Below are 13,386 nucleotides of genomic sequence, written 5' to 3'. Positions count from 1 at the left end.
CCCTCGGCGAAAGGTAGAAATACTTGCGTTGATGCTCTGTTCGGAGGAGATTGGGGGCCGTCGAAGGACCATCCACCAAGGAGCCACCTGTGACCGTCTCCGCCACCCTCGCCGCCAATGAGGCCATCGCCGCTCGCCGCGCCGCCGGGCAGGAGGTGCTGGCGCTCGGCTTCGGAGAAGCGGGGATCCCGGTGCACCCCTTGCTGAGCCAGCGGCTCGCGCAGGCCGCCGGGAAGATCGCGTACGGGCCCGTCGCCGGCACCGAGGAGGCCCGCGAGGCCGCCGCCGGGTACTGGACCCGCCGCGGCAACCCGACCGAGGCCGGCCAGGTGCTCCTCGGCCCCGGCTCGAAGCCGCTGCTGTTCGCGCTCCAGCACGCCGTGGGCGGCGACGTCGTCCTCCCCCGGCCCGCGTGGGTGTCCTACGCGGCCCAGTCGCAGCTCCTCGGCCGCGAACCGATCCGCGTGCCCGTGCCGCACGGCGAGGGCGGCGTCCCTGACGCGGCGCTCATGACCGCGGCCGTGCGCGACGCGCGCGCCGCCGGCCGGGACCCGCGCCTGGTCGTGGTCACGTTGCCGGACAACCCGACCGGCCGCCTCGCCTCCGAGGCGTCCGTCAAGGCCCTCTGCGCGGCCGCGCGGGAGCTCGACCTCGTCATCGTCGCGGACGAGATCTACCGCGACCTCGTCTTCAAGGACGGGCCGTTCCCCTCCCCCAGCGCGTGGGCGCCCGAGCGGACGGTCACGACCACGGCGCTGTCCAAGAACTACGCGCTCGGCGGCTGGAGGATCGGCGCGGCCCGCTTCCCCGATTCGGAACTGGGGCAGCGGCTCCGCGAAAGCGTGCGGGGCCTCGCCTCGGAGCTGTGGTCCTCCGCGCCGCTGCCGATGCAGCACGCGGCCGCGTACGCGTGGTCGGACCCGGCCGAGCTCGTCGACCGGGTCGAGATGGCGCGGCGGCTGCACGGCGCGGTCGCGAACGCCGTCGCCGAGGTCTTCGCGGCCGTCGGCTGCGAGGTGCGGATCCCGCAGGGCGGCTTCTACGTGTGGCCGGAGTTCGGGCCGCTGCGCGCGGCGCTGGCCGAGCGGTGGGGCGTGCGCACGAGCGCCGATCTGGCGCGGGTGCTGCTGGACGAGTTCGGGATCGTGGTGATCGCCGGGGACGCGTTCGGGGATGAGCCGGAGGCGCTGACGATCCGCGTCGCGGTCACCGGGATCTACGGCGAGTCGGACTCGCAGCGGCTGGCGGCGCTGCTCTCGGACGACCCGCTGGCGATGCCGTGGATCGCCGAGGCGCTGGACGGCCTGCGGGACAAGCTGAAGGCGCTCGTCGCGTAGCTATTGGAAGTGCTCGTAGGCGGCGATCGCGGCCCACACGCAGACGGTCACGACGATGAGTGCGGCGACGAGGAACAGCGCGCCCACGAAGCGCTGGATCTCGAGTTCGCGGCCGTCCCTGACCGGGCCGCGCCAGCGGCCGTAGCGCCAGTGGTCCCGGCCGGGGTCGTCGCCGACGTCCACGAGGAGCACCTGGAGGTCGGCGACGCTGTCGGCCTGCTCGGCCATGCGCCGCCGGAGGCGGTACTGCGCGGAGTCGATGACGCCCTGGCGCCGGGCCCTGGCGAGGCGGTCGAGGGCGATGCGCTTGTCGGTCCTGGAGGGCCGAGCGGCATATGCGTCCATGACGAAGCTCCCACCTGTGCTGTCTTCATCATCGCAGAGATGAAAGCATGGCGCGTTCCCTGTTTTCCACAGGAAACGCGCCATTCGGACACAGCCGCATCATCAAGCGCTGCAGCCACTCCCGTGTCACTCCAGGAGTTCGCCCACCGCCCGCGCGAGGTCGGTGTCCTTGGCGGACACCTTGTTCCCCGCGGAGTGCGTGGTCGTGGAGACCCGCAGCTTGTCGTAGTTCACCGTCAGGTCCGCGTGGTGGCCGCGCTGCTCGTTCAGGAACCCGACGGCGGTCGCCGCGGCGAGGGCCTGGAGGTGGCCGCCGAAGGTCCAGGTCTGCTCGAGGCGGTCGCCCACGAGGGTCCAGCCGGGCAGTTCGGACAGCGCGAGCTCGATCTCGGCGTCGGTCAAGGGTTGGTCGCTCATACCCCGATTCTGACAGCTTCTCGCTATCAGTTCTCGTCGATGAGCGTTACTTTGCCCGTGTCCAGGTCGTAGACCGCGCCCACGACGAGCACGCCCTCCAGGTTCTCCCGGCGGCTCAGGTCGGCGACCGTGCGGCGCACCTGGAGGCGCAGCGCGCGCGAGGCGGCCTCCTCCGGGTCCTTCGTCTCGGCCCACGCCTGCTCGGCGGGCTGCCACAGCTGCTCGACGAGGTAGCCGGTGCGCGGGTCGTGCGTGTCGTCCTCGACCGCGTGCAGGGCGGCGTTGATCGCCCCGCAGCGCTCGTGGCCGAGCACGACCACGAGGGAGACGCCGAGCTCGGCCGCGCCGAACTCGAGCGAGCCGACGGCGGCGCGGTCCGGCACGTGCCCGGCGGTGCGCACCACGAGCAGCTGCCCGAAGTCGCAGTCGAACACGCTCTCGGCGGTCACTCGCGAGTCGATGCAGGTGAACACGGCGGCGCTGGGCGTCTGCCCGGGCGCGGCCTCGCGGGCGGCCACGATGTCGCGCTTGTAGCGGGGCTGGCCCGCCATGAAGCGGGCGTTGCCTTCGAGGAGGGCAGCGAGCGTACTGGCGGCCTGGTGGTGCTCCATCAGAGAGGAGGCTGTCAGTTCTGGCACGCACTGAATGGTGCCGCACGATCCTCGCCTGCGCAAGTCGGGCCGACCGCCGGACACGCACCTTTTACAGAGCGCACGTTACCGTTTCGAGATCTGTTGGTCATTTACCAGGACTTGAAGCTCGCCTTACGCGACCTTATGATGAAGACGTACTACCGCAATGGGATTCACCAGCGGATTCACCCCCGAACTCTCGTCTGGAGGGACCGTGCGCACCTACGGCGACGGCTGCCCGGCCGCCCACGCGCTCGACCTCGTCGGGGAGCGCTGGTCGCTCCTCGTCGTCCGCGAACTGCTCCTCGGGCCCAAGCGTTTCACCGACCTCCGCGCGGGCCTCCACGGGGCCAGCGCGAACGTCCTCTCCCAGCGCCTGCGCGAACTCGAGGCGCACGGCGTGGTCTCCAAGCGCCGCCTGCCGCCGCCGGCCGCGTCCAAGGTCTACGAGCTCACCGAATGGGGCCGCGACCTCGAACCGGTGATCGTGTTCCTGCTGCGCTGGGGCGCCCGCTCGGCGGCGATCCCCCTCGACGCGCCGATGGGCGCGGACGCGCTGATCCTCTCGATGCGGTCCCTGTTCGTGCCGGTGGCGGCGCGGGGCTTCGACGCGGCGTTCGAGCTCTGGGTCGACGACCGGCCGTTCATCGCCGAGATCATCGACGCGCAGCTGCTCCTCGCGCCGGGCCGGCCCGAGCACCCGCACGCGGTCATCCGCACCGATGCGGAGACGCTCAAGCGGCTCACGCTCGGCGGGCGCAGCCTCGACGTCTCGCTGCACGCCGGCCGCGTCACCGTCCAGGGCGACCAGGCCATGGCCGAGCGGTTCCTGGGTCTGTTCCGGCTGCCGGAACCGGCCCCGGCGTCGGCGGGGGCGACGCCGGGCCCGGTCTAGCGGATCACTCTGATCTCACCGGTGCTGCCGGCCTTGGCGCGGCGGTCGGTGATGAGCATGTGCCCGGGCGCGTGCGTGATCGCGAACGGCAGCTTGGCCTTCACGACCGCTTCCTGAAGCGTCACGCCGCAGGCCCAGAAGACGGGCACGTCGCCGTCGTGGAGGCGCACCCGGTCGCCGAAGTCGGGCTTGTCCAGGTCGCGGATGCCGATCGCGGACGGGCGGCCGATGTGGACGGGGGCGCCGTGCGCGTACGGCATGTCCGCCGTGACGGCCGCGGCGTGGTCGACCATGGCGGCCGGCATCGGGCGCATCGACACCACCACAGGCCCGCGGAAGCGAGTGGCGCCCAGGCATTTCAAGGTGGTGCGGTACATGGGGACGTTGACGCCCTGCTCGAGGTGGCGCAGCGGGATGCCCGCCCGCTCCAGGAACGGCTCGAACGTGAAGGTGCAGCCGGTCAGGAACGTCACCAGGTCCCCGTCCCACAGGTCGACCACGTCAGTGCGCTCGGCGACGAGTTCGCCCTTGCGCCACACCCGGTAGGCCGGCAGGTCGCGGCGCAGGTCCGCGCCGAACGCCAGGTCCGTCCAGTACCGGCCCGGCCCCACCACGTCCAGCAGCGGGCACGCCCGCGGGTTGCGCACCGCGAAGCGGCGCAAGGCGATCGCGTGGCGGGACGGTACCGACACCAGGTTGGCCTGCACGTACCCGTGCGACCAGCCGCTCGTCGTGGCGACCAGGCCGCTCCGGAATCTGGCGCGGGCCTCTTGAGGCTTGGTCTGGGCCTCGGGACGCTGTCTCGTGAACATCGCTCCTCCTCTGCTCGATACGTCGAGCATCGTGGCGGCCGCGTCAAGACCTTCACGAGTCGTTCATGAGACACCGAGCGGTACCTGCACGGTCACTCTGCGGAAACCCTTTGCGACCGTTCCCAATTGATCATGTTCTGCCCATAGACTGGATTCGTCCCCGCGCAATGACGGCCGCACCTCGACTCCCCGGGAGGTGGTGGACCGTGGACTTCGGCATCCTCGGGCCCCTGCAGTTGGCCTGGGAGGGCCGCCCCGTGGCGCTGCCCGGGCGGATCCTCCCCCGGCTGCTCGCCGTGCTGCTCTTGGAAGCCGGGCATGTGGTGCCGCTCCCGAAGCTCGTGGACGCGATCTGGGAGGAGGTCCCGCCCGCCACCGCGCGGCGGCAGATCCAGAACACCGTCGCCAGCGCCCGCGGGCTCCTCCCGCCCGGCGGCACCACCGAACTCGAGACCGTCGGCGACGGCTACCGGTTGCGGCTCCGCGCCGAGCAGCTCGACTCGCTCCGCTTCCAGCGCATGGTCCGCATCGCCCGCGAGCAGGAGGCCGCCTCCGAATCCGAGGCGGCGCTCGCGAGCCTCCGGGAGGCCCTCGACCTGTGGCGGGGCCCCACCTTGGCTGGGCTCGGCGGACGCGTCATCGCCGCAGGGGCGCGCCGCTGGGACGAGGAGCGCGCCGCCGCCGAGGAGTCTCGCGCCGAACTCGAACTCGCGCTCGCCACCGGCGTCTCCGTCGTGGCCGACCTGCGCCGCGTGCTCGACGCGCACCCGTACCGGCAGCACACGGCCGAGCTGCTCATGACCGCGCTGTACCGCGAGGACCGGCCCGCCGAGGCACTCGACGTGTACGAGTCGATCCGCCGCGAACTCGCCGAAGAACTCGGCATCGACCCCGGCCAGCGCCTCAAGGACCTCCACACCGCGATCCTCCGCGACGACCCGTCCCTCAGGGCCGCACCGCGAACCGCGACCCCGAAGCCCCGCGCGGACCTGCCCGCGCCCGCGCAGCTCCCTTCGGACAGCATCCACTTCACGGGCCGCTCAGCGGAACTCGCCGTCCTCGACCGGCTCCTCGGCTCCGGGCCGCAGGTCGCGGTCATCTCCGGGATCGGCGGCTCCGGCAAGACCACGCTCGCGCTCCACTGGGCGCACCTCGTGCGCGAGCACTTCACGGACGGGCAGCTCTACGTCAACCTCCGCGGCTTCGACCGCACACCCTCGCTCGCGCCATTGGACGCGCTCGCCGGGTTCCTCCGGGCACTCCGCGTCCCGACCGAGGCCATCCCGTCCGACCTCGACGAAGCCGCCGCGCTGCTGCGCTCCCGCCTCGCCGACACCCGGACGCTGCTCATCCTCGACAACGCCCGCAACTCCGCGCAGGTGCTGCCGCTGCTGCCCGCCACGGCCGGCTGCGTCGCGGTCGTCACGAGCCGCGGCCGCCTCCCCGACCTCGCCGCGGCCCACGACATCCGGCAGATCACCGTCGGCGCCCTCGACGGCGGCGAATCCGTGCGCCTCCTCGAAAGCCTCATCGGCGCCGACCGGGTCGCGAGCGAACCCGTTGCGGCCGAGCGCGTCGCCGACCTCTGCAGCGGCCTGCCGCTCGCCCTGCGCATCGTCGGCACCAACCTCGACGCCCAGCCCGGCACCACCCTCGCCGAGACCGCGACCGCCCTCGCCGGCCACGACCGGCTCTCCCGCCTCGCCGTCGAAGGCGACCCCACGACGACCGTCGCCGCCGCGTTCGACCTGTCCTACCAGGCACTCGAACCCGAAGAGGAGCTGCTGTACCTCAACCTCGCGTACCTGCCCGGCACGGACTTCTCCAAAGGCCTCGCCTGCGCCCTCGTCACATGGGAGCCCGAAGCGGCCGAACGACTCTTGGCCAACCTCGTCGCCGCCCACCGCATCGACGAGTACCGGCCCGGCCGCTACCGCTTCCACGACCTCGTGCGCGAATACGCCCGCCGGAAGGCCGAGGACGCCTTCGACCCCGCTGCGCTGCAACGACTCCGCGAACAGGCCGTCGCCTGGTACGCGCAGGGCTCGAGCCGCCTCCCGGTCCTGGAGTACCGCAACATCGTGGCGACCTTCCTCGAATGGAACGGCCACCCGCACGTCTCGCGGCTCCTCGCCCGCCTCATCTCCTTCGCCGACGCCGGCTACCGCGACGACGCCGCGAACCGGCGCGCGCTCTCCGACTCCCTGTACGAGCTGCCGGAACTCGCGCGCGTCGCCGAACTGGGCATCGAGACCGGACGGCAGTCGGACGAGCCGATGGACGCGGTGCGGGCGTACGCGCTGGCGGACGCGGTGGCGTTCGCGTCCGGGGACCTCCACAAGTCGAAGGCGTACGCGGAGAAGACCCTCGAATACCTGCGCCTGACCCCGCACGGGGATGCCACGGGCAAGGCCCGCAACGACCTCGCGACCACGCTCACGCAGTTGGGGCGGTACCGGGAGGCCGTGTCGCTGCTGCGGGAGGCAGTGGTCGCCGCGGAGCGCTCGGGGAACCGGAAAGTGCGCGTCGAGGTGCTGACCTCGCTGGGAACGGTGTTGCGGCGCATGGGGATCTTCGCGGAAGCCGAGGCGCTGCTGTTGAAGGCCCGCGATCTGGACGCGGCCGCGGAGGACGGGCCGACGACGGTGTACCCGCTGCTGTCGCTCTCGGAGCTGTACGTCGACCAGGGCCGCATCAGCGCCGCCGAGAACCTGAGCCGCGAGATCGCCGAGATGCTGCGCGACCATCCGTCGAAGTACTACCAGTCGCGGCTCTACTTCCGGCAGTTCGCGGTCCACCGCGCCGACGAGGACTATCCGCGCGCCGAGGCCGCGCTGCTGCGGAGCCTCGAACTCGTGGAGCAGTTCAACAACTGGCGCCACCAGCTCATCTACACGTACTGGCTCGCGGACCTGTACGTCGACACCGAGCAGTTCGAGCAGGTGCGGGACACCCTGGAGCGCGTCGCGCATCTGGCGCGGTACGAGACCTCGGAGTCGCTCGCGGTCAAGGCCCGGGTCATGTGCAAGCTCCACACCGCCGAGGGCGACCTGCGGCGCGCGGTCAGCATGGGCCGCCAGGCCTGCGACGTCTTCGCCGCCATGCCCGACCCGCTCCGCCAGGCCCGCAGCCTCCTCGCCCTCGCCAACGCCTACGAGGCGGCGGGCCACCTGGACGAAGCCGACCAGTGCCGGGAGGAATCCCGGACCCTGATGACCAATCTCGGTCTGGACCCGGGCGCATTAGGCGAACCACCGACGCGGCCCCGAGGCCAGGTCGGCCTCAAGCCCCACCCCACCCACCCTGGGGGCCGACCAGCCTGCCTCAATTGTTCTCAGCGCCCCCGACAGGAAATCGCCCCACAGCCGGCCCCGCCCCCACATTCACCCGAAAGCGTGAACGCGCTCGCCGCCGCCCCGCGACCCCTTACTTTCGTCGGGGGCACCTTCAGTCGTTCGACAGATGCCGTCCCAGTCGGCGGCTTCCTACAGTTGAGTCCACACCCACCGATGCGATTGCATCCGAACGACAATGAGGGAAGACATGCACGCGATCCGGCAGCACGAATTCGGCGGACCCGAAGTCCTCGTGTACGAAGAGGTGGCCGACCCCGAGCCCGGCCCCGGGCAGCTCCGCATCGACAGCCGCGCCGCCGGCGTCCACCTGCTCGACACCACCTTCCGCAGCGGCGACCGCAACGGCCCCTACCCGCTCCCGCCCCTCCCGATGATCCCCGGCCGCGAAGCCGCCGGGATCGTCGACGCCGTCGGCGAGGGCGTCGACCCGTCGTGGATCGGCAAGCGCGTCGTCGCCCACCTCGGCTTCGCTTCCGGCGGGTACGCCGAGAAGGCCGTGCGCGAGGTCGAGAACGTGCACGAGATCCCCGAGGGCGCCGGGTTCGCCGAGGCCATCGCGATGATCGGCACCGGCCGCACCGCGCTCATGGTCCTGTCGGTCGGCCCCGTGACCGCGGACGACGTGGTGATCGTGCCGGCCGCCGCCGGCGGCATCGGAACGCTCCTCGTGCAGGCCGCGAAGAACGCCGGCGCGTACGTCGTCGGCCTCGCGGGCGGCCCGGACAAGGTGCGGCAGGTCGCCGCGAACGGCGCCGACGCGGCGATCGACTACAAGGCCGAGGACTGGACCTCGGTGCTGGACAAGGCGTTGGAGGGCCGCGAGGCGACGCTGCTGTTCGACTCGGTGGGCGGCGAGACCGGCCGGGCCGCCTTCGACCGGCTGGGATTCGGCGGCCGCATGGTCGTCTTCGGCTGGTCGGCGGGCAAGGCCACCGAAGCCACCGTGGAGGACATCGTGGGCCGCGGCCTCACGGTCTCCGGCGCGCTCGGCCCGAAACTCCTCGAGAAGCTGGGCGGCCTCCGGGCGCTCGAAGAACGCTCGCTGGCGGAACTCGCGGCCGGACGCCTCCGCCCGGCCGTGCACACCTTCAAGCTCTCCGAAGCGGCCGAAGCCCACCACGCCATGGAGAACCGCGGCACGACCGGCAAGGTGGTCCTGATCCCGTAAAGGAAAGCCGCCCCGGCGGTGTGCTGCCGGGGCGGCGGTGTCGTGTCGGCCCGACACGGTTCGCGAGTCGGGCGGGTTCGGGGCCTAGGAGGCCCGGGCGAGTTCGGCGGTCGTCATGTGGCTCGGGACCATGACCTCGGGCTCGACCTCGGCGTGGGCCCGCGCGAGCGGGACCGAGAGGGCGAGTCCGGCCAGGGCCAGGCCGACGCCGACGAGCAGCGGCGCGGTCAGGCTCAGCCCGGCCGAGAGGGCCAGGCCGCCCAGCCAGGCGCCGTTCGCGTTGGCGAGGTTGAAGGCCGCGTGGTGCATCGAGGACGCGAGCGACGGGGCGGCGTGCGCGCCGTCCAGCAGCAGCCGCTGCATGACCGGGCCGACCAGCGAGGACGAGAGCGCCATCAGGAACACCCCGGCGATCGCGAGGACCGGGTTCGACATCGTGAAGTACATCATCAGCAGCACGGTGGCGATGGTGGTGAACGAGGCGAACAGGCCCTGGATCGGGGCGCGGTCGGCGACGTGACCGCCCACGATGTTCCCGGCCGTGAGGCCGAGGCCGAACACCGCGAGGGTGATCGCGATGGCGAGCGCGCCGAGGCCGGTGACCTCTTCGAGGATCGGCGTCAGGTACGTGTAGGCAGCGAACATGCCGCCGAAGCCGACCGCGCCCGTGACGAGCGGGAGCAGGACGCGCTTCGAGCGGATCGCCCGGATCTCGTCGGAAGCCTTGGTGGGCACGATGACCCCGCGCGTGTCGGGCACGGTCGCCCAGATCGCGGCGGCGGCCACCACACCGAGCGCGGCGACGGCGGCGAAGATCCAACGCCAGGAGAACTGGCCGATGAGCAGGGCGCTCACGGGAACGCCGACGATCGTGGCGACGGTGAGGCCGGACATGATCCCCGAGATCGCGCGGGCGCGCCGCTCGTAGGAGACCAGGCTGGCGCCGACCACCGCGGCCGCGCCGAAGAACGCGCCGTGCGGGAGCCCGGCGAAGAACCGGGAGGCCAGCAGGGTGCCGAAGTCGGGGGCCAGGGCGGTGACGAGGTTGGCGACCGCGAACCACGCCATCAGGGCGATGAGCAGCGGCTTGCGGGGGACGCGGGTGGTGGCGACGGTGAGCAGCGGCGCGCCGAGGACGACGCCGATGGCGTAGGCCGAGACGGCGAGGCCGGCCTCGGCGAGCGAGACGCCCGAGGAGGCGGCCACCTGGGGCAGGATGCCCATGATGACGAACTCGGCCGTGCCGATGCCGAATGCGCCGATTGACATGGCGAACAGGGACATGCGCATGGAAAGCAGCTCCGGGAAGAAGAGAAGGAGGGTGAGAACGCTGAGGCTGTCACCGGCTGCTTCCTTGCCGTCCGGTCGCTGTTCAAGAGCGGGAGGCTCGCGCCTCCGCACTAATCATAAATACACTCGCGCAAAGAGTAAAAGCCTTGAAGGTGAAATCTGAGCGTGATGTCCGTCGCCGCGAGATTACGAAATCCGGCCGGAGGTTTCGGCAGTGACCTGCGTCAATGCCGCCATCGTCGCGAACACCTCGGCGGTGCGCGAACCGGGTTGCGGCACATAGAAGATCACCCGATAGCAGCTCCCGGGCACCTCGAGCACCTGGCAGTCGAACTCCAGCGGCCCGTACTCCTGGTGCACGACCCGCTTGGTCTGCCCGCTCCGCACCCGCACCTCGTGGTCCGCCCACAGCTCCCCGAACTCCGGGCTCGACCGCAAGAGCTCGTCCACGAGCGCCCGCAGCACCGCGTCCGCCGGATCACGGGCGAGCGAGGCCCGCACATCCGCGACGCACTGCCGCACGAACCCCGCATAAGCCGAATCCGCGAGGACCGCGGCCACGTTCGACCCGGAGAAGGTGGAGCGCAAGATGTTCCGCTGTTCCGGGGACAGCATCGAGAGCCAGCCCATCAGCCGGTCGGCCAACGGATTCCAGGCGACCATGTCGTACGCCGCGTTGACCGCGTACGCCGGGAAGTCGTCGAGCCCGGCCAGCAGGTTCCGGATGGTCGCCGGCACCTCCCGGTTCGCCGCGCTCGTGTCCGGCCGCTCATCCGCGAGGTTGTACAGATGCGCCCGCTCGTCGTGGACCAGCATCAACGCCCGCGCCAACGCGCCGAGCACCTGCCGCGACGGCTTCGGCCCCCTCGCCTGCTCCAGCCGGATGTAGTACTCGACGGAGATCCCCGCCAACTGCGCGACCTCCTGACGACGCAGCCCGGGCGTGCGCCGACGCGAGCCTTCGGGAAGCCCGACGTCACGCGGTTTGAGGGCGGCGCGGCGGGTCTTCAGGAAATCGGCGAGCTGCTGGCGGTCCATGCCTGCAATCCTGCTCCGAAACCTCGCCCGGAACCAGGTACAAGCGGTACCACCATAAACGGTCCTCTTTGCGGCTCCCGGAATCGAGCGCAGGCTCGTAGCCATGACCGACACCAAGACCATCCTCGTCACCGGCGCCAACAAGGGCATCGGCTTCCACATCGCCCGCGGCCTCGCCGAGCAGGGCCACACGGTCCTCGTCGCCGCCCGCTCCGAAGAGCGCGGCGGACAGGCCGCCGCGACGCTCCGCGAAGAGGGCCTGGACGCCCGCTTCCTCCACCTCGACGTCACCGACCAAGCCCTGGTCACCGCCGCCGCCAAGCGCGTCGACGAGGAGTTCGGCCGGCTCGACGCCCTCGTGAACAACGCGGGCATCGCCCTCGCCGACGGCGCCTGGAACACCAGCGAGCTCACCCCCGAGACGACCCGCAAGGTCTTCGAGACCAACGTGATCGGCGTCGTCTCAGTGACCAACGCGTTCCTTCCCCTGCTTCGCAAGTCCGAAGCAGGCCGGATCGTGAACGTCTCCAGTGAGGTCGGCTCCTTCACCTTCATCACCGACCCGAACCAGCCCTTCGCGGGCATGCAGGTCGGCGCCTACGGAGCCTCGAAGTCCGCGCTGAACATGCTCACGGTCTCCTACGCGGTCGAGCTGAAGGACACCCCGATCAAGATCAACGCCATGACCCCGGGCTACACGAAGACCGACCTGAACGAGAACCAGGGCTGGCGAGCCCCGGAGAAGTCCGCCAAGGTCGCCATCGACCTCGCCCTCCTCGACGGGGACGGCCCCTCGGGAGGGTTCTTCCAGGAGGGCCTGGAGTACCACGCGGACACGACTGTTCCTTGGTAGCGAGCGCTGATTAGCAGTCGGGCCCAAGTACGGCTGCTTTGTGCGCCGCTTGGGCCCGACTCAGAGCGGGCAGCGACAAAGAGGCCTGAGGGCGGGTGGGGTGTGCCCAGCGGCTGACAGGCAGCGCGGGGGCACGGCTGGCGGGGCGGCGATTCTCTGTTGGTTTGTATTGCGCCTCAGGGAGGTTGGGGTGGAGGTGGGGCGGGATATTGATAGTCCTCTATGGAATGTTCACTCTATCGGGTGATGACACTGTCACGATGGCATGTCATCATTGAAGTACGAACAAGAAAGCGAAAACAGGCAGATCATTCGAGAACAGGTGAGGAGGCGAGACCCATGGCCCACTGCGACACCCACACCACTCCGGTCCAGTCCGCTTCCTCTGACCGCCGCTCTCAGGCCGCCGCGATCCGTTCGGCCCTCGATGAGGCCGCTGCTGGTATCAATGCCTTCCACTCCCAGGTGTTGTCTTCGGTGATCGCGATGAAGGAACAAGGCCTGCACCGCTCCGAGTTCGGGTTCTCGGCGCTGCGGGATCTGCTGCTGTCGCAGTTCGACTTCACGTTCAACACGGCAGGATCGATCGCGGCCATCGCAAGACTGTCAGGGAAGTTCCGGATCCTGGCCAAGGCGGCAACGACAGGAACGGCCAGGATCGACCAGGTCGCCTACGCCGTCCGCCAGCTCGACCAGACCCCGGCGATGAGGCTGTTCGCCCGGACGCCCTTCAGGGCCCCGGTCGCTTCCCCCTTCGACCCGGACATCCTGTGCGCCACGCCTGAGGCGATGGTCGCTGAGTATTGCGCTCATGCTTCCTTCAAAGACCTCAGGCGGCATCTGGATGAGCTGTGGGCGTCGATCGCCGAGGAGACCGAACTCTTCGATGAGTTGGGTGAGCAGTCCCTCCAGCGCCTGGAGCTGACCCCGCAGGGCAACGGCATGTGGGCCCTGGAAGGCACCCTCTCCGACACCACCGGTCGGCTCCTCGACAAGTACTTGAAGACCGCGTGCCCGCCGCCCCGCCAGGAAGACACCGAGGCCGGCAGCGAAGACGAAGGCAGCGAGGGTCTGCTGCCCGCGCAGGCGAACCGCAATGCCGAAGCACTCCACCAACTCCTGGCCGGGTACGGATCCTCCCCGCAAGCCGCCACCCGCCACGGCCACACCGCCACCCTCGACCTAGTCGTGGACATCGAGACGTTGCAAGGCAAGGACACCGGCCGCCTCCCCCAGTTGGAAG

At 70.6% G+C, this 13,386-nt stretch carries 11 protein-coding genes and 1 pseudogene; 6 read left to right on the top strand and 6 right to left on the bottom strand.

Annotation, left to right across the window (positions count from 1 at the left end):
• The first annotated feature begins 89 nt into the window (after positions 1-89).
• Positions 90-1,337, top strand: a complete 1,248-nt coding sequence (locus O2L01_RS20005) for a pyridoxal phosphate-dependent aminotransferase (protein WP_270123803.1) — start codon at positions 90-92, stop codon at positions 1,335-1,337.
• On the opposite strand, the gene O2L01_RS20000 is transcribed toward O2L01_RS20005, so the two are convergent.
• The 3 genes from O2L01_RS20000 to O2L01_RS19990 all read right to left on the bottom strand — a co-directional run bounded on the left by O2L01_RS20000 (position 1,338) and on the right by O2L01_RS19990 (position 2,710).
• Entirely contained in the window at positions 1,338-1,682 is a 345-nt protein-coding gene (locus O2L01_RS20000; RefSeq protein ID WP_270123802.1) for a hypothetical protein, read from the bottom strand.
• Positions 1,683-1,808: 126 nt separating this feature from the next.
• Positions 1,809-2,099 carry a 4a-hydroxytetrahydrobiopterin dehydratase gene (locus tag O2L01_RS19995; protein ID WP_270123801.1) on the bottom strand — a complete coding sequence of 97 codons (291 nt, stop codon included), beginning with the start codon at positions 2,097-2,099 and terminating at the stop codon, positions 1,809-1,811.
• A 26-nt stretch (positions 2,100-2,125) separates the two neighbouring features.
• Entirely contained in the window at positions 2,126-2,710 is a 585-nt protein-coding gene (locus O2L01_RS19990) for a carbonic anhydrase (protein WP_270123800.1), read from the bottom strand.
• Positions 2,711-2,897: 187 nt separating this feature from the next.
• Here O2L01_RS19990 and O2L01_RS19985 point away from each other — a divergent pair, with 187 nt between their 5' ends.
• Positions 2,898-3,626, top strand: coding sequence for a winged helix-turn-helix transcriptional regulator (locus tag O2L01_RS19985; RefSeq protein WP_270123799.1), 729 nt, complete (start codon positions 2,898-2,900; stop codon positions 3,624-3,626).
• Here O2L01_RS19985 and O2L01_RS19980 read toward each other — a convergent pair.
• A complete protein-coding gene (locus tag O2L01_RS19980; RefSeq protein WP_270123798.1) occupies positions 3,623-4,438 on the bottom strand; it encodes a putative hydro-lyase in 816 nt (271 codons plus the stop codon). The genes O2L01_RS19985 and O2L01_RS19980 overlap by 4 nt on opposite strands.
• Before the next feature lie 65 nt (positions 4,439-4,503).
• Here O2L01_RS19980 and O2L01_RS25745 point away from each other — a divergent pair.
• Both O2L01_RS25745 and O2L01_RS19965 read left to right on the top strand, forming a co-directional pair.
• A pseudogene (locus O2L01_RS25745) lies at positions 4,504-6,897 on the top strand (AfsR/SARP family transcriptional regulator); the annotation flags it as partial.
• 1,084 nt (positions 6,898-7,981) lie between these two features.
• Positions 7,982-8,962 carry a zinc-binding dehydrogenase gene (locus O2L01_RS19965; protein ID WP_270123795.1) on the top strand — a complete coding sequence of 327 codons (981 nt, stop codon included), beginning with the start codon at positions 7,982-7,984 and terminating at the stop codon, positions 8,960-8,962.
• Between the two features lie 84 nt (positions 8,963-9,046).
• Here O2L01_RS19965 and O2L01_RS19960 read toward each other — a convergent pair whose 3' ends face one another.
• The gene (locus O2L01_RS19960) at positions 9,047-10,231 is read right to left on the bottom strand and encodes an MFS transporter (RefSeq protein ID WP_270123794.1); all 1,185 of its coding nucleotides are present in this window, start codon (positions 10,229-10,231) and stop codon (positions 9,047-9,049) included.
• Between the two features lie 207 nt (positions 10,232-10,438).
• On the bottom strand, positions 10,439-11,290 hold the full coding sequence (locus O2L01_RS19955) for a helix-turn-helix transcriptional regulator (protein ID WP_270123793.1): 852 nt from the start codon (positions 11,288-11,290) through the stop codon (positions 10,439-10,441).
• Between the two features lie 103 nt (positions 11,291-11,393).
• Between O2L01_RS19955 and O2L01_RS19950 the strand changes: the two genes are divergently transcribed.
• Both O2L01_RS19950 and O2L01_RS19945 read left to right on the top strand, forming a co-directional pair.
• A complete protein-coding gene (locus O2L01_RS19950; RefSeq protein WP_270123792.1) occupies positions 11,394-12,143 on the top strand; it encodes an SDR family oxidoreductase in 750 nt (249 codons plus the stop codon).
• A 339-nt stretch (positions 12,144-12,482) separates the two neighbouring features.
• A partial coding sequence (locus O2L01_RS19945; protein ID WP_270123791.1) for a hypothetical protein occupies positions 12,483-13,386 on the top strand: 904 nt, incomplete at its 3' end.

The sequence above is a fragment of the Glycomyces lechevalierae genome, assembly GCF_027622945.1.
Classification (GTDB): Bacteria; Actinomycetota; Actinomycetes; order Mycobacteriales; family Micromonosporaceae; genus Glycomyces; species Glycomyces rutgersensis.
This window is presented reverse-complemented; position numbering and strand designations above follow the sequence as displayed.

Bases quoted from the DNA above. Each gene is read 5' to 3' on its own strand.
- O2L01_RS20000 (WP_270123802.1), bottom strand. From the start codon at position 1,682: ATGGACGCATATGCCGCTCGGCCCTCCAGGACCGACAAGCGCATCGCC.
- O2L01_RS19995 (WP_270123801.1), bottom strand. From the start codon at position 2,099: ATGAGCGACCAACCCTTGACCGACGCCGAGATCGAGCTCGCGCTGTCC.
- O2L01_RS19990 (WP_270123800.1), bottom strand. From the start codon at position 2,710: ATGGAGCACCACCAGGCCGCCAGTACGCTCGCTGCCCTCCTCGAAGGC.
- O2L01_RS19985 (WP_270123799.1), top strand. From the start codon at position 2,898: ATGGGATTCACCAGCGGATTCACCCCCGAACTCTCGTCTGGAGGGACC.
- O2L01_RS19980 (WP_270123798.1), bottom strand. From the start codon at position 4,438: ATGTTCACGAGACAGCGTCCCGAGGCCCAGACCAAGCCTCAAGAGGCC.
- O2L01_RS19965 (WP_270123795.1), top strand. From the start codon at position 7,982: ATGCACGCGATCCGGCAGCACGAATTCGGCGGACCCGAAGTCCTCGTG.
- O2L01_RS19960 (WP_270123794.1), bottom strand. From the start codon at position 10,231: ATGTCAATCGGCGCATTCGGCATCGGCACGGCCGAGTTCGTCATCATG.
- O2L01_RS19955 (WP_270123793.1), bottom strand. From the start codon at position 11,290: ATGGACCGCCAGCAGCTCGCCGATTTCCTGAAGACCCGCCGCGCCGCC.
- O2L01_RS19950 (WP_270123792.1), top strand. From the start codon at position 11,394: ATGACCGACACCAAGACCATCCTCGTCACCGGCGCCAACAAGGGCATC.